The following is a 22,464-nucleotide window of genomic DNA, read 5'->3' as shown; positions in this document are numbered from 1 at the left end:
AATTTTCCATTTTCTATCTAAATTTACTAGGTATCCATTCTGCGGCGTTCATTCTACGGCCGCCACGAAACGGCAACACGTTTTCTTTAGCGGGGTAAATCTTGGGATATTCGAAGTGTCCGTACATTTCCACAAACTGACGATGTTCGTCACGCCAGAACACAAAGCTTTCCAATTCTTTAGGGCTAAACTCACGACCAGACGGTGTGATAAACACAGCTCGTTTTTCACAGATACGAAACCCAGACCAACGCAAATCATTAGGCAAATAACCAAGCGCTTTAATCAACAGTAGTTTTTCTGCCATTGGATTGATAGGAACGAAACATGACAACGCTCGCATATTGAATAACTGACTAAAATTATTTTTCTTGTTGTTTTGGGCGTTACCGAACGCAACATTATGTGGCGGTCAGGCTTATAGTGGTTTTTCGTTGATTGCACAAAACGAACGTCACGAATAGTACAAGTAACTTGCGTTATGGAAATCGACAAAATAAAAAATACGGCTTGGTTATCAGACACTTATGAAAGGCTTAATCAAAGAGTTAGCCTTTATTAACAAACCACCCCTCGGTGCGCATTATGTATATTATGTTAAATTAAATGTAACCATACATCAGATTCTTTCTACTTTGCTCTCCTATTTCTTTCAGATTTTAAATTTGAGCTAACTTTTAGATAGCTGATTAAACATAATCAGTATTTACCATAAAATACTTAATATAGATCTTAATAATCTATCGATTGTTAAGATCTATATTAATGACTACGCCGTTTCTATTAATGATTGTATAGCTTCATAGATATCTTGCCTGCGAACTGGCTTTGATACAAAACTATCCATGCCAGCGTCTAAGCACTTATCTTTATCACTTTCTAGCGCGTGCGCTGTTAAAGCGACGATTGGAATTGTGATTCCTTTCTTTCTAATCAGCCTAGTTGCCGTTATTCCATCCATTACTGGCATCGAGACATCCATCAAGATCATATCAATTTGAGTATCGTTTTCTTCAAGAAATGTAAGCGCCTCTGCGCCATGGCTTGCAATATGAACGTTATGGCCAAGCTTGTTAAGAATCAATTTAATGACAAGTTGATTTGATTGAGTGTCTTCGACGATAAGCAAGTTTAGAGCTTTGTTTGGTCTATTATGCTCAATTTTTACAGGACGGCTTTGGTTGTAACGTGTTAGAACTGGAATTCGAATGGTGAAGTCAGAACCCTCATTCTCGCGGCTTTTTACACAGATTTCACCTCTCATCATTTCAACTAAGTGCTTGGTAATAGCAAGCCCTAAACCTGTACCACCAAACCTTCGAGTAATTGAGCGATCACCTTGATGGAATGCCGTAAACAAATGGGCTTGTTTTGCTCTCGAGATTCCAATTCCGGTGTCAGATATAGAAACTACAATTTCGTCATTTTCTTCAGCGACAGAAACAGACACACTTCCTGAGTCCGTAAACTTAATGGCATTCCCAATCAAATTAAAGAGAATTTGTGACAGCCTCGTCGAATCAATCCAATACTGTTTGTCTGATGAGATCTGACAATCAAAGTTAAAAGAAAGATTCTTAGTTATAGCTACTTGTTTTTGCTGAGAAATTACAAAAGTTACAGTGTCATTTAAATGTATCCACTGTTCGTTTAATTGGAAGCTACCGGATTCAATTTTTGAAAGATCGAGAATGTCGCTAATGATGGCTAGAAGAAGCTCAGCGGAGCATTCCATTTGATTGAGGGCATCAAATTGTTCATCTGATAAGGTAGATTGTCTCAGGATGTCTAGCATTCCTAAAACTGAGTTAAGAGGCGTTCTGATCTCGTGGCTCATCATTGCCAAAAACTCAGATTTTGACTGGTTGGCTAGTTCTGCTTCTTCACGAGCTCTTGCAAGTTGAGTCGTTCTTACCTCAACAATACGTTGTAACTTTTCCTTTGTTTCTATGTCGATAACAGCACGTTCTATAAGGGGTCTAAAGCGCCTTAGAGTCTCTTTGTTTTCAATACTAAAATGCCCTTTTTGAGCTCCAATTAATAGTATGATGCTTTGTGTTACTTCCGAACGAATGCCCGTTAAAATTACGGAGTTAACATGTGTTTTAACAAAGCTATTTAAGTTCTCAAACTCTAACAATTTCGTTGGCTCGAATAATAGAATACACTCGCCGTTTAATGCGCGATCCATTGTGTTACCGTGTAACCACTCTACCTTATCAAACACGCTATTGGTTGAGATTAACGTCTTGAACGGATAACGGCTGTCATCGCGCGTGATGACAATAAAGTCTTCAAAACTGATGTACTTTTTTAGAACGCTGTTTAGCCCCGAAAAAATTTCATTACGATTTTTTGCCTCGCTCATTGCAGAGATTGCTGAAAGAATCGCTTTGTTTTCATCGGCAAGCAATTTTTCCCGTTGTTTGGTCTGCTTTAGCTCAACTAACGCTTCTTGTAATGCTTCTTGTTGGTATGTGTCTAAATATTTATCTTTCATAAGGTTTATGGAAAATCGCTGATGAGATCATCAAGTTTCCATGTCCATTTTCGCCGCCGATAAATCTTCCCTGCTCACCAAAGGTAAATGGGCATATAAATGGCAAGTGTTCCAGTTCCTGATTAATTTGTTCGCAAACGCTATTCATGTCTTGCATTAAGTGCAACATCGGTCCTGCACAAAATATATTTATGACACCAATTTTTCGAGATTCTTCTAATTTTTGGTTAAATGCAGCATTCACGACTTTTGCCGCTCGAGCGATTAAATGCTCCCTACTCCCTTTCATCAAAGTAAGCTCTTCCCCTACCGAAATCTGGGTAAATAGCTCAATCCCCCCATCTTCGGTCTCACGTATTGGATGGGAAAGCTTGTAATAAGGTCTATCGTACAAATGTCCGGCAACTCTTCCCAAGGGATAAGCGCTGGAGTTGGTAAAGAGTAGGTTTTCTTTGCTAGTTAGGTTTTCTTGATGACGAGTCCACTTTCGATAAGTATCTAGTGCTGATTCACCATCTATTTCCAGTAAACACCGTCCTTTTGCTTTGGAAACAATGCCTTTGATGTTGGTTGGTGTGTGACCTGCACTAAAAGCAATATCAACGGGATTAGAGGAGTAAAATAGTGTGAGGCTAATCCCTTGCTTTTCATGGCCTTGCGCTGTAATCACTGACCATTTTCCCTCAATGTGGTTATCTGCTGCAGAACCGCCAATGATAGGAACAAGTGTGCCGAAGCGTTCGTCGATCGATTCGATAATCTTTTCTTCTTTCCCAGGAGTTGCATGAAGAAGAATTAAGTTCGGTACTTCGCCAATTCGATTAGCATTTTGAAGAGCCATATCTAGAGCGACGGAGACACACTCATTTTCTTCACAATTAGAAATACCAGTTCCATAAGCATGTGGGCCTGAGTCATAGATAGCCATAGCCGCTATGACTGGCCCAACGTGAAAACCCTGATCAGTCATAATGGCTTGGCATGAACTTGAACCGTGGAATGGAACACCAGGGAAATATCTAAGAAAGGCAGAGCGAATGGCTCTGAAGTCGTATTCTTCTGTGTAATAACAGATGATGTAAGACAAGTGTTCTTGGCTCAGATCTGAACGAAGCCTCTCTACTGCTAAATATTCGTCGGTAATATGGGTAAATACTGATTGGCACTGCATACGCTTTTATTATTGTTTGTCACGTTACTGTTATACCATTACGACAAATTATCGTTAGGCTAGAAGGTTCGAATTTCACAAAGAAGATGCCATTATCTCGTGTCAGATCTAATTTATAAATGCACTAAGACAATATTTTGGTTTATTTTGAGCTTAATCGTTTTGGTTGCAGATATAGCATTCCATTCAGCTCTATAATGATTGTCGCTTATACTATCAAACACACCAGATTGATTCAGATCAATTTTTAGACCTGTACTTTCAGTTGTTTCAATCAAAATCCCACTCGAATCACGATTAATCGTGATTTTATCTTCACCAATTGTTACATCGCATCGCTCTTTTTGTGAACAATCAACGCTTGTGCTGGTCTCGTGCGTAAAGGTTCTCCAGAAAAACGCACCAACTAAAAGACTGAGCATGATTAAGATTTGTGCAAGTCTCGCCTTTGTTAACTTTTGTGCAGGCATAATTACTAATATCCTTGTTACAAACTTCAAACTTTTTAAATAAAAAATGATTTCCAGAGCTCCAGTAAGGTTACTACTCTGTCATTGAATTGTTAATTCAAGTATAGTGTCACGCTGAAAATGCCACTTTTTATTAAAGTCAGCAATAGAAATAAGGTGATGATAACACTTGAGTTCTAGAGTTTACTTGGGTGGTGTTACGACGCAAGTCGTGTTGGAAGTAAAGTGTAGTTAATTAGAAATTGGAAGCATGCAAATGAGCCAAGTAAAGCAGCTTGAACAAAACTACAACTATACAGTCGTTCGCCAATTTACCCTTGTGACCATTTTATGGGGCATAGTTGGTATGGCTGTTGGTGTTTTGATTGCCGCTCAATTAGTTTGGCCACAGCTAAACTTTGATACGCCGTGGTTGACGTACAGTCGTTTACGTCCACTGCATACTAATGCGGTAATTTTTGCGTTTGGTACTAGTGCCCTGTTTGCAACATCTTATTATGTTGTTCAGCGTACATGTCAAACACGTCTTTTTGGTGGCCCACTCGTTGCCTTCACCTTCTGGGGTTGGCAAGCAATTATCCTAGCCGCAGCGATTTCTCTACCTCTAGGTTTTACCTCAGGTAAAGAGTATGCTGAACTAGAATGGCCTATTGATATCGCTATTGCGATTGTATGGGTTTCATATGCAGTGGTGTTCTTTGGAACGTTAGTGAAACGAAACACTTCCCACATTTATGTGGCGAACTGGTTTTTCGGTGCATTTATCATCACAGTAGCAGTACTTCACATCGTGAACAGCATGGCTATCCCTGTATCACTGGGTAAATCTTACTCGATTTATTCCGGTGCGGTGGATGCAATGGTGCAATGGTGGTACGGACACAACGCGGTAGGTTTCCTACTCACCGCTGGTTTCCTAGGTATGATGTACTACTTTGTACCTAAACAAGCTGAACGTCCTGTTTATTCTTACCGTCTGTCTATCGTTCACTTCTGGGCATTGATCTCTCTATATATTTGGGCAGGTCCTCACCACCTTCACTATACTGCGCTACCAGACTGGACACAGTCTCTGGGTATGGTGATGTCTCTCGTTCTATTTGCTCCTTCATGGGGTGGTATGATCAACGGTATTATGACGTTGTCTGGTGCTTGGCATAAGCTTCGTTACGACCCTATTCTACGATTCCTAATCGTTTCATTGTCTTTCTATGGTATGTCTACTTTCGAAGGTCCGATGATGTCGATTAAGACAGTAAACGCACTATCTCACTACACAGACTGGACCATTGGTCACGTTCACTCTGGTGCGCTAGGTTGGGTTGCAATGGTTTCAATCGGCTCAGTTTACCACTTAGTCCCTCGCCTGTTTGGCCAAGAGCGCATGTACTCTGTGGGTCTGGTCAACGTCCACTTCTGGTTAGCAACAATTGGTACGGTTCTTTATATCGTAGCAATGTGGATCTCTGGCGTGATGCAAGGCTTGATGTGGCGTGCAGTTAACTCTGACGGCACCCTGACTTACAGCTTCGTAGAGTCAGTTGAAGCATCTTACCCATTCTACTTTGTACGTTTCCTAGGAGGTTTCATCTTCCTATCAGGTATGTTCTTAATGGCATACAACACGTACAAAACGGTAAGTGCGCCAAAAGAAAGCCTCAAGGCTATCCCTCATCCGGCATAAGGAGATTTAAGAATGAGTAATAATTCTAATAATCGCCATGAAATTCTAGAACGTAATGTCGGTTTGTTGGCTATTTTTATTGTTTTTGCAATCAGCTGGGGTGCTCTTGTTGAAATCACTCCTTTGATTTTCCAAAAGCAAACCACAGAAAGTGTAGAAAACTTACGAGTCTACACTCCTCTGGAAATGGAAGGTCGTGACATTTATATCCGTGAAGGTTGTAACGTTTGTCACAGCCAGATGGTTCGTCCTTTCCGCTCTGAAACGGAACGCTACGGCCACTACTCTGTAGCTGGTGAAAGTGTGTGGGAACATCCATTCCTATGGGGTTCTAAGCGTACAGGTCCTGATTTGGCTCGTGTCGGTGGTCGTTATTCTGATGAGTGGCACCGAGTACACCTACTTGACCCTCGCGAACTAGTTCCTGAATCAAACATGCCTGGTTTCCCTTGGCTTGCTGAGAACGTATTAGATGGCAAGCTGACTCAGAAGAAACTTGAAGTGTTCCGCGATCAGTTTGGTGTTCCATACGAAGATGAAACAATCGCGAATGCGGCTAAAGAAGTAGAAGGTAAAACAGAGATGGATGCAATCATCGCTTACCTTCAGTCTCTTGGTCATGCAATGAAGTAAGGGGATCATATGGATTTCGGTACAATTCATAGTATTTATACCGTAGTGCTCTTCGCGAGTTTTATCGGCATCGTATGGTGGGCATTTAGCAAGAAGCGTAAAGCACGCTTCGAAGAAGATGCCAACTTGGTGTTTGCTGACGAAGAACAAACGACCCCAAATAACCAAGGAGTGAAGAAGTAATGACTACATTCTGGAGTCTCTGGATTATCGTGATTACTATCGGTACGCTAGTAGGCTGTGCGATCCTCCTGACTTGGTGCGCCAAAGATAAAATGGGCGTCGAGGAAGGGGAAGACATGGGCCACGAGTACGATGGTATTCGCGAGCTAAACAACCCTCTACCGAAATGGTGGACTTACCTTTTCGTAAGCACGTTTGTATTTGCTGCAGTTTATCTAGCCCTGTTCCCAGGTCTAGGTAGCTTTAAAGGCTTTTTAAACTGGCAAAGTTCGGCTCAAACCGTTCGTTCGCTTGAAGAGTCAAAAGAAGCTATTGCACAGGCACAAGAAAATAAACAACTCAACCAATACGCAAAAGAACTGGATGATGCGGATGCCTACTTCGGCGAAGCATTCCGTAAACTTGCTCATAATGCGAATGGTCTACGCCCTGTTCCTGAGATCGCGCAAGACCCAGAAGCATTAAAAGTTGGTCAACGTTTGTTCTTGCAAAACTGTTCACAATGTCACGGCTCAGATGCTCGCGGTCAAAAAGGTTTCCCTAACCTAACTGATGACGCATGGCTATATGGCGGTGAGCCAGCAGCAATCGTAACAACCATCATGCATGGCCGTATTGGTCAAATGCCAGCATGGAAAGATGCGCTTGGTGAGCAAGGTGTCCAAGAAGTAGTAAGTTACACATTAAGCCTATCGGGTCGTAAAGTTAACGCTCGTGAAGCTGCAGCAGGTAAAGCTCGCTTTGTTGTGTGTGCAGCGTGTCATGGTACAGATGGTAAAGGTAACCCAGCAGTTGGTGCCCCTGACCTAACTGACCAAGACTGGCTATTTGGTGACTCGCGTGCTGCCGTAACTGAAACCGTAATGAATGGCCGCTCTGGTGTTATGCCAGCATGGAAGGACATTCTAGGTGAGGATAAGGTTCAACTTGTTGCCTCTTATGTCTGGAGTTTAAGCAACTCAGACAATAAGTAACATTTCAATAACAGCCCCTTTCACAGGGGCTGTCTTTCCTTTAAATTTAATGCCTTACATTTTTTCATTTAGCTGTTGAGAACTTTTTTATGGTAAAGCCTTGGTATAAACAATTCTGGCCGTGGTTCCTAATCATCCTTCCTCTTACGGTAGTCGTTTGGACAATCGCCACGGTAGTCGTCTTTTCAAACAACTCTGTTTCTCTTGTTGCTGAGGATTACTATAAAAAAGGCAAAGGCATAAATATCGACATCAGTAAAATGAACGTCGCTCGTGATCTTGGTCTTAATGCGAACATTTCTTCTCTAGATAACAATATCGTAATTGGCTTTACGAAAGGGGCGCTAACGCACTACCCAGCGCTTACAGCAACGTTTACTCACCGTACATTACCCGATCGTGATTTTACGAAGCTAGTTACCGCAGATGCATCTGGCAACTATCGTTTTACCACTGAAGACGCTATACAAGGCCCGTGGTTTGTTGAACTTCAACCACACGATAAGCAATGGATGATTCAAGGCAAAGTCGAATTTCCAGCAGTTTCAGTCTCATTAATGAAGTAATTTTATGTGCAAATCCTGTTACCACTGTGGTGAAGATGTACCAGCAAACACGGATTTTAAAGTAGAAATACTTGGCGAAGTTCGTGAGATGTGCTGCCCGGGGTGTGAAACTGTCGCACAAACTATCGTAGATAGCGGTCTTGTTTCTTACTACCAGTACCGAACCGCACCCGCTGAAAAAGCAGACCTCGTTCCAGAACAACTTCAAGCTCTGATCCACTATGACAATGAAGACGTTCAATCAGAATTTGTACGTAACCATGACAATGTATCTGAAGTAACATTATCTCTCGAAGGTGTATCCTGCGCCGCTTGTGCATGGCTTATTGAAAAGCAAGTATCCAGCGCTAAAGGTTTAGTCTCCATACGGGTAAATACGACAACAAACCGAGCTTTGCTTGCGTGGGACAAAACTCAAGTTAAGTTAAGTGAACTGCTTTCAGTTATTCATAAGCTTGGTTATAAAGCCGCGCCATTTGAAGCAGACAAACAAGAAGCATCTTATCACCGAATGATGAAGCAGTACCTTTACCGATTGGGTATTGCTGGCTTAGCGACGATGCAAGTGATGATGCTTGCTGTGGCGTTGTATTTAGAAGTGTTTGGCGATTTGGAACCTGAATTTAAAAACTACTTCCGATGGGTAAGTTTGATTTTCGCTACACCAGTTCTTCTTTACTCTGCCCTACCATTTTACCTTAATGCTTGGCGAAGCATTAAAGGGCGAACTCTAGGCATGGACGTCCCAGTTTCGATCGCTTTGATTTTCGCTTATGTTGCGAGTTTAGTTGCGACAGTAACTGAGCAAGGCGAAGTATTCTTTGAATCTATCTCGATGTTTACCTTCTTTTTGTTAGTGGGTCGATTCTTAGAAATGCGCGCTCGCCGCAAAGCTGCTGCTGCTAGCGGTAACTTGCTCAAGCTTATCCCTGCCATTGCAACTACACTAGACGGCGAACAAATTCCAGTTAAAACGCTGAAGATTGGTGATCGCATTCGCGTTCTCCCTGGCGAACATATCCCTGCTGATGGCAAAGTTATTTCTGGCCGTATTCATATTGATGAATCAATGCTGACTGGTGAGTCTATTCATGTCGTAAAAAAAGAAGGTGATGCTGTTTATGCAGGTACATTAAACGGAGATGAATCATTTGAGTTGGAAGTCACCAATTCAAAAGCAGACTCGATGATTTCAAATATTGTGCGCCTTCAAGATGAAGCACAGCATTCGAAGCCAAAAATTGCAGAAGTTGCTGACGTCGTAGCACGCTACTTTGTTGGTGTAATTCTTATCATCTCAGCTGGAACCTGGTTTTATTGGCACCAAACCAAACCAGATGATGCTTTTTGGATTATGCTTTCGGTTCTCGTCGCTACATGCCCTTGTGCATTATCCCTTGCTACACCGACCGCACTAACTTGTGCGACTTCACGAATGGGCAATTTTGGCATTCTGTTGCGAAAAGGCCATGTATTCGAAACGCTTTGCAAAGTTAATCATCTCGTCGTCGACAAGACAGGAACATTAACGAAAGGTGACATCGAGATTAGCCGTACGAGCACATTCAAAGAGCTTTCTGAAGCGGAAAGTCTGGCCCTTGCATCTGCTCTTGAAGCTCATGCAAACCACCCTATTGCGCGTTCATTTATCGGTTTCAGTAATGACGAGATTATTGTAACAGATGTTAAAAACGTGATTGGCTCAGGAATCGAAGGGATTTGGAATGGTAAGACGGTAAAAATTGGCAGCTCCTCGTTTGTGCTAGATTCGAGCATAAAAGAAAGCAATGCCATTTACTTGTCAATAAACAACGAACACGCTGCAACTTTTTATTATCACGATCCTATTCGCAAAGAAAGTCAGGCGTTTATTCAACGTTTTGCTGAAGCCGGCATCAAAACAACCTTACTTACTGGTGATTCTATTCAAAACGCACAGCCTGTTGCTGACGAAATTGGTATCGAGCATGTGATCGCATCTGCAAAACCAGAAGACAAACTCGCGTATCTTAAGAGCCTTGATAGCAGTGATATCACCATGATGGTTGGTGATGGCATAAACGACGCACCTACTCTAGCGGGAGCCCATTTATCCGTGGCTATGGGTGGTGGTACTGACGTTGCAAAGGCATCAGCAGATATGACGCTTCTTGGAGATAACTTAGAAAAGTTATTGGAAGCTCGCCTATTGGCTCTTCGTACAAGAAAGATTATCCGTGAAAACTTAGCTTGGTCATTAGGCTACAACTTGTTAATTTTGCCGTTAGCGGTTGCAGGGCTAGTTGCGCCTTATATCGCAGTTGTTGGGATGTCAGCAAGTTCAATCATTGTTGTATCTAACTCACTGCGACTTCTAAAAGAGAAGTAAACAAGAGAACACTTATGGAAAGCCTTTATATTTTAATTCCAATCGCGATTGTTCTTGTTTGCGTTGCTGTCGCTATTTTTCTTTGGGCGGTTCGAAGCGACCAGTTTGAAGATCTTGAGCGACAAGGACACAACATTTTATTAGATGAAGAAGAACAATCAGACAATAAGAAACCGTAGTATGTTTTATGAATCCTGATTTTTTAGGTGCTTTGCTTATCGGCCTTGTCGGGGCCGGCCATTGTATGGGGATGTGTGGTGGTATCGCATCCCTACTTTCTTTAGGTAGTTCAAGCTCAAAATTCTCCCCAACCATACCTTTATTCTACAACCTTGGACGACTCAGCAGTTACGCCTTAATAGGCGCACTTGTCGGAGGTGCAATATCAGGGTTATCGGAACTCAGCGGCTTAGCTCAATCTCTTGCGTGGCTGCGTTTTGTTGCCGCAATCTTCATGATTTTGGTTGCGTTATATATTGCGAAATGGTGGCAAGGTTTACTCATCGTAGAAAAGATGGGCCAGCACCTTTGGAAGTTTATCTCCCCAGCTGGAAAAAGCCTTTTACCACTTAAAAAGCCAATACACGCACTGCCCTTTGGTTTTGTCTGGGGGTGGTTACCATGCGGGTTAGTTTATTCGGCATTAACATGGTCGGCGGTGTCCGGTAGCGCAGTAAATGGCGGCCTAATCATGCTAGCTTTTGGTTTGGGAACGCTGCCATCCATGCTCGCTGTTGGTTACGGAGCTAGCCATTTTCAGAAACTGCAAAAATCATTAATATTTAGAAACATCTCAGCATTAATCTTAATTGTCTATGGCGCGTATACTGCCGCGGGTGCCATGCAGATGCTTGGTTTCATATAACGCAAAACTCTATACCACCGATATTTTTGCTATCCTTTAGGATTAAGCGGTGCTAAAATATTGATGTATATCAAATAGTGAAAGGTTGTTATGATTTCTGAAAAACCTGCAACAAAGCGTATCCAATCAGGCGGTTGCGCGATTCATTGCCAAGATTGTAGCATTAGCCAACTGTGTATCCCATTCACTCTGAATGAATCTGAACTTGACCAGTTGGACCAAATCATCGAGCGTAAAAAGCCTATCCAAAAAGGACAAGAGCTATTTAAAGCAGGTGATGAGCTTAAATCTTTGTACGCTATCCGTTCTGGCACGATTAAGAGCTACACAATCACAGAACAAGGTGATGAGCAAATCACAGCATTTCACTTAGCTGGTGACTTAGTTGGTTTTGACGCTATTACTGGTGACTGCCACCCTAGTTTCGCTCAAGCTCTTGAAACATCAATGGTTTGTGAAATCCCTTACGAGATCCTTGACGACCTATCAGGCAAAATGCCTAAACTTCGTCAGCAAATCATGCGTTTAATGAGTAACGAAATTAAAGGCGACCAGGAAATGATTCTTCTGCTTTCTAAGAAGAATGCTGAGGAGCGTCTAGCTGCTTTCTTGTACAACCTGTCAACTCGCTTCTCTCAACGTGGCTTCAGCCCAAGAGAATTTCGTTTGACCATGACTCGTGGCGATATTGGTAACTACTTAGGCCTAACGGTTGAAACCATCAGCCGCCTATTAGGTCGTTTCCAAAAATCTGAAATTCTGAGTGTTAAAGGTAAGTACATCACCATATTAGATCATGATGCGCTAATGGAACTTGCCGGTGTAACAAAAGAGTAATCTCGCTTACTTATTGATGTAGCTCGAAAATGAGCTACATCATGTTTCTCATAAAATCCCTTCGAAAGTCCTCAAAAAGTTCCCCAAACTAAGCTACAGTAAAAATATACGAAGAGTCTCCAATTTACTGATTTAACTTGTTTTCAGTATTTGGTTTCGCAACATAAGTGGGCTTAGTTATGAGTATATACAGTAAGATTCTTGTTGTTGCTGACATCAATAATGATGAACAGCCTGCACTCGCTAGAGCGGTTCAATTAGCTCAAAAGAGTGTATCCAGAAGCCGAATCACCTTCTTCTTATCCATCTACGATTTTTCCTATGACATGACCTCAATGCTGTCAGTCGATGAAAGAGATGCGATGCGTCGCGGCGTTATCCATCAACGTGAGCAGTGGATGCGTAAGATTGCTCAACCGTACTTAAACGATAGCTTCGATTTTGATGTTTGCGTTGTGTGGCACAACCGTCCTTACGAAGCAATCATTGCTGAAGTATATGCTGGTGGGCACGATCTTCTAATCAAAGGGACACGTAAACACGATGTTTTAGAGTCTGTGATTTTCACGCCGACAGACTGGCATTTATTACGTAAATGCCCTATCCCTGTACTTTTGATCAAGAACTCGGATTGGCCGGAGCAAGCTAATATTCTCGCTTCTGTACACGTGGGGTCAGAAAACCCAACTCACATTGATTTGAACGACGCGATGGTTGAACGCCTCAAAGAGATGTCAAACCGTCTCGATGCTGAACCGTATCTCGTCAACGCTTATCCTGTTACACCGGCTAACATTACGATTGAGTTGCCTGAATTTGACCCAACGACCTACACGGATGCGGTTCGTGGCCACCATCTCACCGCAATGAAAGCATTGAGACAAAAACATGGCATCGACGAAGAACAAACCATCGTAGAACAAGGTTTACCAGAAGACGTCATTCCTGCAGCAGCGGAGCGATTAAATGCAGCAATGGTGATTTTGGGTACGACTGGTCGTACGGGTCTTTCAGCGGTCTTTATCGGTAACACGGCAGAGCATGTGATCGATAAGATTAACTGTGATGTACTGGCATTAAAACCAAAAGGTTATATCAGCCCTCTCGATCCAAATACCGCAACGTAGAGCAAATAATCAAATATAAAAACGCCCCTCTTTTGGGGCGTTTTATTTTCGGTTTCAGCAAGTACAAAATAGGAGGCATCGTTGCCTCCTATTTACTAGATGTTCGTTACATCGATGAATAGAGATTCATCGATGTTAGTTGAAGAAACGACTGCTTCACTAAACTCATACTCTTCGCGGCTACCGTCACGATCTAGCGGCAAGTTTACAAAATCAAACAACTCACGGTCTGCCAATTGGCTTGGGCTTACGTTTTGGATTGATTTGAAAATCGCTTCTACGCGTCCTGGCGTCTTCTTATCCCAATCAATCAGCATTGCTTTGATTGCTTGGCGCTGCAAGTTCTCTTGAGAACCGCATAGGTTACAAGGAATAATTGGGAAATCTTTGTGCTCTGCGTATTTGATCAGGTCTTTTTCGCGGCAGTAAGTCAGCGGACGAATAACCACGTTACGACCATCATCAGAGCGTAGCTTTGGTGGCATTGCCTTCAAACGAGAACCATGGAACATGTTCAAGAACATCGTTTCTACGATGTCATCCATATGATGACCAAGTGCAAGTTTTGTTGCGCCGATTTTCTCAGCAAATGAGTAAAGCGTACCACGACGTAGACGAGAACATAGACCACACGTTGTCTTACCTTCTGGCACTTTTTCTTTAACTACTGAGTATGTGTCTTTATCTACGATGTAGTAAGGAATATTCAGCGTCTCAAAATACTCAGGCAAAATATGCTCTGGGAAACCAGGTTGTTTTTGGTCTAGGTTAACAGCAACCACTTCAAATTTGATTGGTGCCGCTTTTTGTAGATTCAACAGGATATCGAGCATCGCAAATGAGTCTTTACCACCGCTTATGCATGCCATGACAACATCGCCTTCTTCGATCATGTTGTAATCTGTAATGGCATTTCCAACATTTCTTCTCAAACGTTTTTGAAGCTTGTTGAATTCAAGGGTTTCTTTTCTTGTATCTTTCTGGTTCATTGCGGGCTCTCACATCGCCGATAAAATCGACAGTAGGACTTCCTAACATGGGTTTCTTTGGGGCGTGGATTATACGGGCTTTTGCAGCAGGATTAAATGTTTGTATTGAAGGATAAGAAAATAAGTGCGCTGAATTATCATCATAGAATAGAAAAAGAACCGCGAATGCGGCTCTTTCGTGAAGATAGTGCTATTTCTTTGCTTGGGGCAAATAAGGAAGCACTCTCATCGTTGGTTCCGGTAACGTTATTGTTCCACCTTCGCCAATTTCACTCAAAGCAACCTGCACTTTACCGTTAACAATCGCCTTCTCTTGTCCATTTGAAAAAACGATCTTACCGTTCAGTTCGTTGGCAAACTCCATTGTGACGCCCTGTACTTCAGGTGTGAACCATCCAGCAAACATCCCCCCTAAATCCTCTAACATGCTTTGCATTTGAGGCATTAATGGCTTCAGTTGCTCGTAAGAAACGTTACCCTGTAACGGTTCTTTCGTCATTACAACTAAAGAATAATCACATCGGCTATCTTTAGGGGTATGTACGAATACCAAAGGATTTGCGGATTTTAGATTTTTGTCGATCGGTAATGGTAGTTCTTTCGACGCTGGAATCACAAACTCTTCGTAGTGTTCTTCCTTTTCCATCCACGCTTTTTCGATCGCACACAGCTGCTTAGTTCTGGCATCGACGAAGAACACACCGACTTTAACGTCATCATGCCCTTCTTTAGTGTTATTTTTTAACTGAGTATACAGTTTGGAATACGTAAACATATACTCTTGAGCATGCGTTATCGGTGACGAGAGCAAGAGTGCTGCACTTCCTAAAATTAAGCTTAACTTTTTCATTCGATTATTATTTTATTGAGTCCAGTAGGCGTTATTGTGACGAATCATCGAGCGTAAGTCATTAACGTATGCAATGCCCCTCTCTGAGTAAGACAACAGTCCATGAGTGAGTTCTGATGCTGTCGCCACGGATAACAAGTTTTTGTGCTTATCTGCCAACATAGCTCGAATATCACGTAAGTCAGCGTAAGCTGGATTGCGATTCACATTCATAAAGTAGCCATGAATTGACTGCTGAACTGAATCGAATTTTTGAACTTCGTGAGTTTTTCCAGCAGCACGCTGAGCAGGCACAATTCCGCAACCCTGTTTATAACACCATTGGCCGAACAAGTTGTTTGCTTGAGTAGCAAAACGAGAGGTACCCCACGCGGATTCATTGGCAGCTTGAGTTAGCACTAATGCTTCTGGTAAAACATTGACTCGCTTTAACATTTCAGTCAGCCAAGCTTCATCAACATGATCATCATGAAGAGGAAAACCATATAACTGCGCTAATCTTTCTGCGTAAGCTTCTTCGTCCGGCGACACTTCTCCAATCTCAAGAGAGCTTAGAAAAGCACGTTCTTTTTCAATCCTGTGATTTTCTAGTGCGATTTTAGGCCGTAAGAAATCGAAAAATGCCGCCTTTTTTTCTTTGGCGTCTTTGATAGAGTTAAAGTCTGGAATGTCCCCAATGTAGGGCAAGTGCGACAAATCAGGATGTTTCACCGGACCTTGAACAACATTAGGATCATTCGCGCTTTTGAACTGGCGGTCGTAATGCAAATATGGACCTACCGAAATAAAAGTGGCGGCTATACAGGCAGCCGCCACTCGTAAAGTCATTAATTTTAAAGATTTAGGCATTAAACACCTGAGATTTACCATCGTGATCGTTATCATTTTTTTGTGTTGCTACGATCTTAAGTTTGATGCCAAACATTTCTCGATAAAGGATGCCCTTCAAATGGAAGAAGAATGGCAAGACAAAAATAAAGCCAATACCGTAGAACATAGCCGCAACAATAAACATCAACATAACGCCCATGTAAAGCCCTGCCACAACAAAAATCTTCTTATTGATCGCACGTAGTGATAATAATAACGATTGCATAGGTGGCACTCTTTTCTCGCAAATCAGTAAGATAGAGTGACTAAACGCCATTGCTAAATATAATGAAAGCGGTGGAAGGATCATTCCCGCGACACCTTGCAACGTTAAACTGAACAGCGTTGCAATAATAACAGGAACGGTAAATTGCAGACCTTTACCGACATGACGAACTTTGGTTTTTAGCCCTGCTACGTGACTCATTGCCATCAAACTGATCCCAGCATAAATGGGGGCGCTGATCACTTCATAACTAAAGTTAGCGATATAAATAGCAGAAACGATATTAGCGGTGAATGCTTCCGGATTTTCTATCGCATCGAGAATGACACTTGGGTCGCCCAATTGAAGTTGAAGTGCAATGTAGAAAATCCCCAACTGGACAAAAAGCAAAAGAATAATCGCTGGCGAGAACGATAAAAAGTGTTGAATGGTTGCGCGCCAAGCTTCACTAAATACAGCACTCGCTTTTAGTTCGTAGTCGCCAGACAAAGCTCGCTCTACACTCCCCCCAAGATTGAAATCTTTTTCAAAATCGTTATTCATATATTATCCAAGATTAACTTGTGAATTTTTTACTGGTATACCAGTCAATTAAAGTGGCCAACATTATAAAGAAATCTTTCCATGTCTAAAATCAGAACTGACGTTCTATCCTTGCAATATCTACTATTTGGTTGATAATTGACCACTCACAAAACTATGAAATTGAAAGCAATTGTTGCTAATGACAAAGCCCTACCAAACTGTGTTTAAAAGGCAAATAACCTCTTAAAAACAGTATGGTAAGGAATGATTACTTTTGCCTGCAAAATTTTTTCTGTTTCAAGATAAGAAAATGCTTTAATTTCACAATTTTGGTGATTATGATGCGCGCCTCAAAAGTGAATGACTTATGTCGCACTAATTGGCGTAAACCCAATTTTAACGTGGGAGAAATACAGACGTTGAACGCTAAACAGCAAGCAGGAAAGCCAGTTATTCGTTTATCTGGTATCAGCAAAAGTTTCGATGGAAAGGAAATCATCGGTAATTTAAATCTTGATGTTAATCATGGTGAGTTTCTGACGATTCTTGGTCCATCTGGTTGTGGTAAAACGACGGTTTTACGCATGATCGCTGGTTTTGAAACGGCAGATAACGGTCAAATCGTATTAGATGACCAAGATGTAACGCAAGTTCCTGCAGAGCATAGGCACGTCAACACGGTATTCCAGAGTTACGCATTATTCCCTCACATGACCGTATTCGATAATGTGGCATTTGGCCTACGCATGCAAAAAACGCCTGCGGCAGAAATCGAACCACGCGTAATGGAAGCGCTACGTATGGTTCGCCTAGAAAAAATGGCGCAGCGTAAGCCGCACCAACTTTCTGGTGGTCAGCAACAACGTATCGCGATCGCGCGTGCGGTTGTAAATAAGCCAAAAGTACTGCTACTTGATGAATCGCTTTCTGCTCTTGATTACAAACTTCGTAAACAAATGCAGATTGAGTTGAAACAACTTCAGCGTCAACTTGGTATTACCTTTATCTTTGTTACTCACGATCAGGAAGAAGCTCTATCGATGTCTGACCGCATTATCGTTATGCGCGATGGTGTTATCGAACAAGATGGCTCACCACGTGAAATTTACGAAGAACCTAAAAACTTGTTTGTTGCTCGCTTTATCGGCGAGATTAACGTCTTCAACGCAACAATGCTTGAACGCATTGATGAAAAACGCATCCGTGCGGAAATCGAAGGTGTTGAGTCTGTCGTTTACTACGACAAAGAAGCACAAGCAGGTGACAAACTACAAGTGCTGCTTCGCCCTGAAGACTTACGTATCGAAGAGATCAAAGAGTCTGAAGAAAAAGGCATTGTTGGTCACGTCACTGAACGTACCTATAAAGGTATGACGCTAGACTCTGTTGTCCAACTGGACTCAGGCATGCGCGTGATGGTTAGCGAGTTCTTTAACGAAGATGATCCAGATGTGGACCACTCTCTCGGCCAAAAAGTCGCTATCACTTGGGTTGAGAGCTGGGAGGTAGTACTCAATGATAAGCAAGAAGATTAATCTTCAGAACGCAATCATTACCCTAATTGTTGGTTGGCTAACACTTTTCGTGTTGGTTCCAAATCTAATGATTATCGGTACAAGTTTTTTAACGCGTGATGAAGCAAACTTAATTGAACTGACTTTTACTTTCGACAACTACCTTCGTTTACTTGATCCATTGTACGCAAAAGTGCTGATGCACTCTTTCTACATGGCAATCATTGCGACGTTGTTGTGTTTAATCATCGGCTACCCATTTGCTTATATCGTGGCGAAAATGCCTGAGAAATGGCGCCCGTTTATGCTGTTTCTTGTGATTGTACCGTTTTGGACAAACTCACTTATCCGTACTTACGGTTTGAAGATTGTTCTTGGCACACAGGGCATCTTGAACAAGTCATTAATGGCAATGGATATTATCGATAAGCCATTGCGTCTTATGTATACAGAAACAGCGGTAATGATTGGTCTTGTCTACATTTTGCTTCCGTTTATGATTTTTCCTCTGTATTCGGCAATCGAGAAGCTAGACAACACCTACATTGAGGCTGCAAAAGACTTAGGCGCAAGCAAACTGCAAACCATCACAAAAGTGATCTTGCCGTTAACGATGCCTGGCATTATTGGTGGCTGTTTGTTGGTACTTCTTCCTGCGTTAGGTATGTTCTACATCTCCGACCTTCTAGGCGGAGCGAAGAACCTATTAATTGGTAACGTAATTAAGAGCCAAGTATTAAACGCTCGTGATTGGCCATTCGGTGCGGCAACCAGTATCGCACTTACTATTGCAATGGCAATCATGCTGTACGCCTACTACAGAGCAGGCAAACTATTGAATAAGAAGGTGGAGCTAGACTAATGGGACGTACAGTTAGATTTAGCTTTATGGCGCTGGTATATGCATTTTTGTATCTACCAATCATCGTATTGATCGTAAACTCATTTAATGCCAACAAATTTGGTATGAAATGGGGCGGGTTTACAACCAAATGGTACGAAACCCTAGTTAACAATGACAGCCTTATGCAAGCAGCGTGGCATTCACTTAATGTCGCGGTGTTTTCTGCAACAGCTGCTACTATTATTGGTAGTTTGACGGCCGTTGCCCTATTCCGTTACTCCTTTAAAGGTAAAGGTGCGGTAAACGGCATGCTGTTTGTTGTAATGATGTCACCAGACATCGTGATGGCAATTTCATTGTTGGCGCTGTTTTTAGTTTTAGGCGCGCAGCTTGGTTTCTTTACTCTATTGATTGCGCACATCACATTCTGTTTACCGTTTGTCGTGGTAACCGTTTACAGCCGCTTGAACGGCTTTGATGTGAAAATGTTGGAAGCAGCAAAAGACCTTGGTGCAAGTGAATGGGTTATCTTAAAACAGATCATCCTTCCTCTTGCGAAGCCAGCGGTTGCTGCAGGTTGGTTACTAAGCTTTACTCTGTCTTTAGACGACGTAATTATCAGCTCGTTTGTAACAGGCCCAACATACGAAATCCTACCATTGAAAATTTACTCGATGGTTAAGGTGGGTATTTCACCGGAAGTGAATGCCCTAGCAACGGTCATGTTGATTGTATCTTTGGTTCTTGTAGTAATTTCTCAGTTGCTAGCAAGAGAAAAAGTAAAGTAAAATCCGCATCCGTTAACATCACGAAACAGAATGGTTACATGCCATTCTGTTTTTCTATCTACCGTCCAAAATGATTTGGACAACGTTTGGTTTGGAGCTAACGTCAATGAAAAAATGGGCTACTCTATTAGCTGGTAGTGCATGTGCGCTTTCTCTGTTCTCAGGTTCAGCGGCAGCGGACGATAAAGAATTGGTATTTATGAACTGGGGTCCTTACATCAACAGTAATATCCTAGAGCAATTTACTAAAGAAACAGGTATCAAAGTGATCTACTCGACTTACGAGTCGAACGAAACTTTGTACGCAAAGCTAAAAACTCATAATCAAGGTTATGACCTAGTCGTACCTTCAACTTACTTCGTAGCAAAAATGCGCGATGAAGGTATGCTACAAAAGATCGATAAGACTAAGCTGAAAAACTTCGGCAACCTAGATAAGAACTACCTAGATAAGCCTTACGATCCAAATAACGACTACTCTATTCCACACGTTGTTGCGATTACAGGTCTAGCAGTTAACGCTGATATGTACGATCCAAACGACTTCCAAAGCTGGGCAGACCTATGGAAGCCTGAGCTTGAAGGTCAAGTAATGCTAATGGACGATACTCGTGAAGTATTCCACATTGCCCTACGTAAATTGGGTTACTCAGGTAACTCTACAGATCCAAAGCAAATCGACGAAGCATACGCTGAATTGCAAAAGCTGATGCCAAACGTTTTAGTATTTAACTCTGATAACCCGGGTGCACCATACATGTCTGGCGAAGTTGGCGTTGGTATGCTTTGGAACGGCAGTGCGGCTGCGGCGCAAAACGAAGGTCTAAACCTTAAGCTAGTCTTCCCTAAAGAAGGCGGTATTGGCTGGGTTGATAACTTCGCAATCTCTTCTGGCGCGAAAAACGTAGAAGCAGCGCACAAAATGATCGACTTCCTACTACGCCCTGAAATCGCAGAGCAAATTTCTCGTGACACTGGCTACCTAACCGCCGTTACAGAATCAAACTCGAAGTTTAAAGACGTAGCACCGCTGTTCCCTTCTCAAGAAGATCTTGACCGTGTTGAATGGCAAGACTCGGTTGGTGATATGACAGTGAAATATGAAGACTACTTCTTGAAACTGAAAGCGGGTCAATAATCTGATCTTGCCTACTAAGGCATCGACTAACTGAAAATAGGCAGCGATACGCTGCCTATTTTTGTAATTGACTGATATAATTATGCGTTGCTAGGTTTATTTAGCTCAGTTTCACAGAATTATCGCTTCTCTAAAAAGGCTCGGTATAAATTGATTTAAATAAACGGGATTGTGCTTATTGCGATTTGGCTCAACTTAATAACTGCGACTAGTATTGATTTGTCCAATCGCTAAACAAAACGGAAAACAAATGAAAAGTAAATTCTACGCAAGCGCTCTATGTGCAGCGACGCTAATCGCTACCCCTGCAATGGCGGCTGATCAAGAACTGTATTTCTACAACTGGTCGGAATACATTCCAAACGAAGTTCTTGAAGACTTTACAAAAGAAACTGGCATCAAAGTTATCTACTCTACATACGAATCTAACGAAAGTATGTACGCGAAGCTAAAAACGCAAGGTTCTGGTTACGATTTGGTAGTACCGTCTACCTACTTCGTTTCTAAAATGCGTAAAGAAGGTATGCTGCAAGAGATCGACAAAAAGAAACTTTCTCACTTTAGCGATCTTGACACCAACTTCCTAGATAAACCATTTGATCCAAACAACAACTACTCTATCCCTTACATTTGGGGTGCGACGGGCATTGGTATCAACGCAGATATGCTAGATAAATCGTCTGTTTCTAAATGGGACGATTTCTGGGATAGCAAGTGGGAAGGCCAACTAATGCTGATGGATGACTCTCGTGAAGTCTTCCACATTGCATTAACAAAGCTTGGTTACTCGCCAAATACAACGAACCCAGATGAAATCAAAGCAGCTTATGAAGAGCTGAAAAAGCTAATGCCAAACGTATTGGTATTCAACTCTGATTTCCCAGCAAACCCTTACCTTGCAGGTGAAGTGTCTCTTGGTATGCTTTGGAACGGCTCTGCTTACATGGCTCGTCAAGAAGGTGCGAATATCGACATCATTTGGCCTGAAAAAGGCACCATTTTCTGGATGGACAGCCTAGCAATTCCAGCTGGCGCGAAAAACGTAGATGCTGCTCATAAGATGATCGACTTCCTACTACGCCCTGAGAACGCCGCTAAGATTGCACTAGAGATTGGTTACCCTACTCCAGTTAAGACGGCACATGAGCTGCTACCAAAAGAGTTTGCTAACGACCCAAGCATCTTCCCTCCGCAAGAAGTAATGGACAGCGGTACATGGCAAGATGAAGTTGGCGAAGCGAGCGTAATGTACGATGAGTACTTCCAAAAGCTAAAAGTAAACAACTAATTCGTTAGTTTTAAAGATGTGAAAAAGCGGCTCATGAGCCGCTTTTTTTGTATC

Annotated in this window: 23 protein-coding genes; 15 read left to right on the top strand and 8 right to left on the bottom strand. The window is 42.2% G+C overall.

What is annotated here, in order from left to right; all coding sequences use genetic code 11:
* Window positions 1-13: 13 nt before the first annotated feature.
* The 4 genes from ACF8CV_RS13555 to ACF8CV_RS13540 form a co-directional block, all read right to left on the bottom strand.
* Entirely contained in the window at window positions 14-343 is a 330-nt protein-coding gene (locus ACF8CV_RS13555; protein ID WP_338149267.1) for a phage protein, read from the bottom strand.
* 426 nt (window positions 344-769) lie between these two features.
* Window positions 770-2,500, bottom strand: coding sequence for an ATP-binding protein (locus ACF8CV_RS13550; protein WP_138938686.1), 1,731 nt, complete (start codon window positions 2,498-2,500; stop codon window positions 770-772).
* Complete coding sequence (locus ACF8CV_RS13545; protein WP_024700058.1) at window positions 2,490-3,671, bottom strand: FIST signal transduction protein; 1,182 nt, start codon at window positions 3,669-3,671, stop codon at window positions 2,490-2,492. The genes ACF8CV_RS13550 and ACF8CV_RS13545 overlap by 11 nt, the downstream gene beginning before the upstream one ends.
* A gap of 113 nt (window positions 3,672-3,784) precedes the next feature.
* Window positions 3,785-4,141: a hypothetical protein gene (locus ACF8CV_RS13540; protein WP_005457383.1), complete on the bottom strand. Its 357-nt coding sequence runs from the start codon at window positions 4,139-4,141 to the stop codon at window positions 3,785-3,787.
* 256 nt (window positions 4,142-4,397) lie between these two features.
* Between ACF8CV_RS13540 and ccoN the strand changes: the two genes are divergently transcribed.
* From ccoN to uspE, 10 genes are all read left to right on the top strand, one after another.
* A complete protein-coding gene (gene ccoN, locus ACF8CV_RS13535) occupies window positions 4,398-5,825 on the top strand; it encodes a cytochrome-c oxidase, cbb3-type subunit I (protein ID WP_005477654.1) in 1,428 nt (475 codons plus the stop codon).
* Between the two features lie 12 nt (window positions 5,826-5,837).
* Window positions 5,838-6,458, top strand: coding sequence for a cytochrome-c oxidase, cbb3-type subunit II (gene ccoO / locus ACF8CV_RS13530; protein WP_005457377.1), 621 nt, complete (start codon window positions 5,838-5,840; stop codon window positions 6,456-6,458).
* Between the two features lie 9 nt (window positions 6,459-6,467).
* Entirely contained in the window at window positions 6,468-6,641 is a 174-nt protein-coding gene (locus ACF8CV_RS13525) for a CcoQ/FixQ family Cbb3-type cytochrome c oxidase assembly chaperone (RefSeq protein ID WP_005396487.1), read from the top strand.
* Window positions 6,641-7,615 (top strand): cytochrome-c oxidase, cbb3-type subunit III, encoded by a 975-nt coding sequence (ccoP, locus tag ACF8CV_RS13520; protein ID WP_005477628.1) that lies wholly within the window; start codon window positions 6,641-6,643, stop codon window positions 7,613-7,615. Before ACF8CV_RS13525 ends, ccoP begins: the two co-directional genes overlap by 1 nt.
* An 89-nt stretch (window positions 7,616-7,704) precedes the next feature.
* Window positions 7,705-8,181 (top strand): FixH family protein, encoded by a 477-nt coding sequence (locus tag ACF8CV_RS13515; protein ID WP_005457371.1) that lies wholly within the window; start codon window positions 7,705-7,707, stop codon window positions 8,179-8,181.
* 4 nt (window positions 8,182-8,185) lie between these two features.
* On the top strand, window positions 8,186-10,549 hold the full coding sequence (locus ACF8CV_RS13510) for a heavy metal translocating P-type ATPase metal-binding domain-containing protein (protein ID WP_138938687.1): 2,364 nt from the start codon (window positions 8,186-8,188) through the stop codon (window positions 10,547-10,549).
* A 14-nt stretch (window positions 10,550-10,563) separates the two neighbouring features.
* Window positions 10,564-10,728 carry a cbb3-type cytochrome oxidase assembly protein CcoS gene (ccoS, locus tag ACF8CV_RS13505; RefSeq protein ID WP_005457379.1) on the top strand — a complete coding sequence of 55 codons (165 nt, stop codon included), beginning with the start codon at window positions 10,564-10,566 and terminating at the stop codon, window positions 10,726-10,728.
* An 8-nt stretch (window positions 10,729-10,736) separates the two neighbouring features.
* Window positions 10,737-11,414, top strand: coding sequence for a sulfite exporter TauE/SafE family protein (locus ACF8CV_RS13500; RefSeq protein ID WP_025555964.1), 678 nt, complete (start codon window positions 10,737-10,739; stop codon window positions 11,412-11,414).
* Between the two features lie 90 nt (window positions 11,415-11,504).
* The gene (locus ACF8CV_RS13495) at window positions 11,505-12,251 is read left to right on the top strand and encodes an FNR family transcription factor (RefSeq protein ID WP_005477663.1); all 747 of its coding nucleotides are present in this window, start codon (window positions 11,505-11,507) and stop codon (window positions 12,249-12,251) included.
* A 179-nt stretch (window positions 12,252-12,430) separates the two neighbouring features.
* Window positions 12,431-13,378 carry a universal stress protein UspE gene (gene uspE, locus ACF8CV_RS13490; RefSeq protein WP_005495023.1) on the top strand — a complete coding sequence of 316 codons (948 nt, stop codon included), beginning with the start codon at window positions 12,431-12,433 and terminating at the stop codon, window positions 13,376-13,378.
* 95 nt (window positions 13,379-13,473) lie between these two features.
* On the opposite strand, the gene ttcA is transcribed toward uspE, so the two are convergent.
* From ttcA to ACF8CV_RS13470, 4 genes are all read right to left on the bottom strand, one after another.
* Window positions 13,474-14,367 (bottom strand): tRNA 2-thiocytidine(32) synthetase TtcA, encoded by an 894-nt coding sequence (gene ttcA, locus ACF8CV_RS13485; RefSeq protein ID WP_005477636.1) that lies wholly within the window; start codon window positions 14,365-14,367, stop codon window positions 13,474-13,476.
* A gap of 190 nt (window positions 14,368-14,557) precedes the next feature.
* A complete protein-coding gene (locus ACF8CV_RS13480; RefSeq protein WP_138938689.1) occupies window positions 14,558-15,217 on the bottom strand; it encodes a DUF2987 domain-containing protein in 660 nt (219 codons plus the stop codon).
* Between the two features lie 12 nt (window positions 15,218-15,229).
* Entirely contained in the window at window positions 15,230-16,066 is an 837-nt protein-coding gene (locus ACF8CV_RS13475; RefSeq protein WP_138938690.1) for a glucosaminidase domain-containing protein, read from the bottom strand.
* Entirely contained in the window at window positions 16,059-16,856 is a 798-nt protein-coding gene (locus ACF8CV_RS13470) for a hypothetical protein (protein ID WP_005457395.1), read from the bottom strand. Before ACF8CV_RS13470 ends, ACF8CV_RS13475 begins: the two co-directional genes overlap by 8 nt.
* 323 nt (window positions 16,857-17,179) lie before the next feature.
* On the opposite strand from ACF8CV_RS13470, the gene potA reads away from it, so the two are divergent.
* The 5 genes from potA to ACF8CV_RS13445 all read left to right on the top strand — a co-directional run bounded on the left by potA (window position 17,180) and on the right by ACF8CV_RS13445 (window position 22,410).
* Window positions 17,180-18,373, top strand: a complete 1,194-nt coding sequence (gene potA, locus ACF8CV_RS13465; protein ID WP_238988919.1) for a spermidine/putrescine ABC transporter ATP-binding protein PotA — start codon at window positions 17,180-17,182, stop codon at window positions 18,371-18,373.
* Window positions 18,354-19,214: a spermidine/putrescine ABC transporter permease PotB gene (potB, locus tag ACF8CV_RS13460; RefSeq protein ID WP_392417212.1), complete on the top strand. Its 861-nt coding sequence runs from the start codon at window positions 18,354-18,356 to the stop codon at window positions 19,212-19,214. Before potA ends, potB begins: the two co-directional genes overlap by 20 nt.
* Window positions 19,214-19,984, top strand: a complete 771-nt coding sequence (gene potC / locus ACF8CV_RS13455; RefSeq protein WP_005389180.1) for a spermidine/putrescine ABC transporter permease PotC — start codon at window positions 19,214-19,216, stop codon at window positions 19,982-19,984. Before potB ends, potC begins: the two co-directional genes overlap by 1 nt.
* A 106-nt stretch (window positions 19,985-20,090) precedes the next feature.
* A complete protein-coding gene (locus tag ACF8CV_RS13450; RefSeq protein WP_017448550.1) occupies window positions 20,091-21,122 on the top strand; it encodes an extracellular solute-binding protein in 1,032 nt (343 codons plus the stop codon).
* A 250-nt stretch (window positions 21,123-21,372) separates the two neighbouring features.
* Window positions 21,373-22,410 carry an extracellular solute-binding protein gene (locus ACF8CV_RS13445; RefSeq protein ID WP_005453907.1) on the top strand — a complete coding sequence of 346 codons (1,038 nt, stop codon included), beginning with the start codon at window positions 21,373-21,375 and terminating at the stop codon, window positions 22,408-22,410.
* Window positions 22,411-22,464: the final 54 nt, after the last annotated feature.

This window comes from Vibrio sp. zbq_1, assembly GCF_043102935.1.
Lineage (GTDB): Bacteria > Pseudomonadota > Gammaproteobacteria > Enterobacterales > Vibrionaceae > Vibrio > Vibrio parahaemolyticus.
The sequence above is the reverse complement of the archived record's forward strand: the minus strand, read 5'-3'. Positions and strand labels throughout refer to the sequence as shown.

Excerpts from the sequence above, each read along its gene's own strand:
- ACF8CV_RS13555 (WP_338149267.1), bottom strand. The coding sequence starts at position 343 with ATGCGAGCGTTGTCATGTTTCGTTCCTATCAATCCAATGGCAGAAAAA.
- ACF8CV_RS13550 (WP_138938686.1), bottom strand. The coding sequence starts at position 2,500 with ATGAAAGATAAATATTTAGACACATACCAACAAGAAGCATTACAAGAA.
- ACF8CV_RS13545 (WP_024700058.1), bottom strand. The coding sequence starts at position 3,671 with ATGCAGTGCCAATCAGTATTTACCCATATTACCGACGAATATTTAGCA.
- ACF8CV_RS13540 (WP_005457383.1), bottom strand. The coding sequence starts at position 4,141 with ATGCCTGCACAAAAGTTAACAAAGGCGAGACTTGCACAAATCTTAATC.
- ccoN (WP_005477654.1), top strand. The coding sequence starts at position 4,398 with ATGAGCCAAGTAAAGCAGCTTGAACAAAACTACAACTATACAGTCGTT.
- ccoO (WP_005457377.1), top strand. The coding sequence starts at position 5,838 with ATGAGTAATAATTCTAATAATCGCCATGAAATTCTAGAACGTAATGTC.
- ACF8CV_RS13525 (WP_005396487.1), top strand. The coding sequence starts at position 6,468 with ATGGATTTCGGTACAATTCATAGTATTTATACCGTAGTGCTCTTCGCG.
- ccoP (WP_005477628.1), top strand. The coding sequence starts at position 6,641 with ATGACTACATTCTGGAGTCTCTGGATTATCGTGATTACTATCGGTACG.
- ACF8CV_RS13515 (WP_005457371.1), top strand. The coding sequence starts at position 7,705 with ATGGTAAAGCCTTGGTATAAACAATTCTGGCCGTGGTTCCTAATCATC.
- ACF8CV_RS13510 (WP_138938687.1), top strand. The coding sequence starts at position 8,186 with ATGTGCAAATCCTGTTACCACTGTGGTGAAGATGTACCAGCAAACACG.
- ccoS (WP_005457379.1), top strand. The coding sequence starts at position 10,564 with ATGGAAAGCCTTTATATTTTAATTCCAATCGCGATTGTTCTTGTTTGC.
- ACF8CV_RS13500 (WP_025555964.1), top strand. The coding sequence starts at position 10,737 with ATGAATCCTGATTTTTTAGGTGCTTTGCTTATCGGCCTTGTCGGGGCC.
- ACF8CV_RS13495 (WP_005477663.1), top strand. The coding sequence starts at position 11,505 with ATGATTTCTGAAAAACCTGCAACAAAGCGTATCCAATCAGGCGGTTGC.
- uspE (WP_005495023.1), top strand. The coding sequence starts at position 12,431 with ATGAGTATATACAGTAAGATTCTTGTTGTTGCTGACATCAATAATGAT.
- ttcA (WP_005477636.1), bottom strand. The coding sequence starts at position 14,367 with ATGAACCAGAAAGATACAAGAAAAGAAACCCTTGAATTCAACAAGCTT.
- ACF8CV_RS13480 (WP_138938689.1), bottom strand. The coding sequence starts at position 15,217 with ATGAAAAAGTTAAGCTTAATTTTAGGAAGTGCAGCACTCTTGCTCTCG.
- ACF8CV_RS13475 (WP_138938690.1), bottom strand. The coding sequence starts at position 16,066 with ATGCCTAAATCTTTAAAATTAATGACTTTACGAGTGGCGGCTGCCTGT.
- ACF8CV_RS13470 (WP_005457395.1), bottom strand. The coding sequence starts at position 16,856 with ATGAATAACGATTTTGAAAAAGATTTCAATCTTGGGGGGAGTGTAGAG.
- potA (WP_238988919.1), top strand. The coding sequence starts at position 17,180 with ATGCGCGCCTCAAAAGTGAATGACTTATGTCGCACTAATTGGCGTAAA.
- potB (WP_392417212.1), top strand. The coding sequence starts at position 18,354 with ATGATAAGCAAGAAGATTAATCTTCAGAACGCAATCATTACCCTAATT.
- potC (WP_005389180.1), top strand. The coding sequence starts at position 19,214 with ATGGGACGTACAGTTAGATTTAGCTTTATGGCGCTGGTATATGCATTT.
- ACF8CV_RS13450 (WP_017448550.1), top strand. The coding sequence starts at position 20,091 with ATGAAAAAATGGGCTACTCTATTAGCTGGTAGTGCATGTGCGCTTTCT.
- ACF8CV_RS13445 (WP_005453907.1), top strand. The coding sequence starts at position 21,373 with ATGAAAAGTAAATTCTACGCAAGCGCTCTATGTGCAGCGACGCTAATC.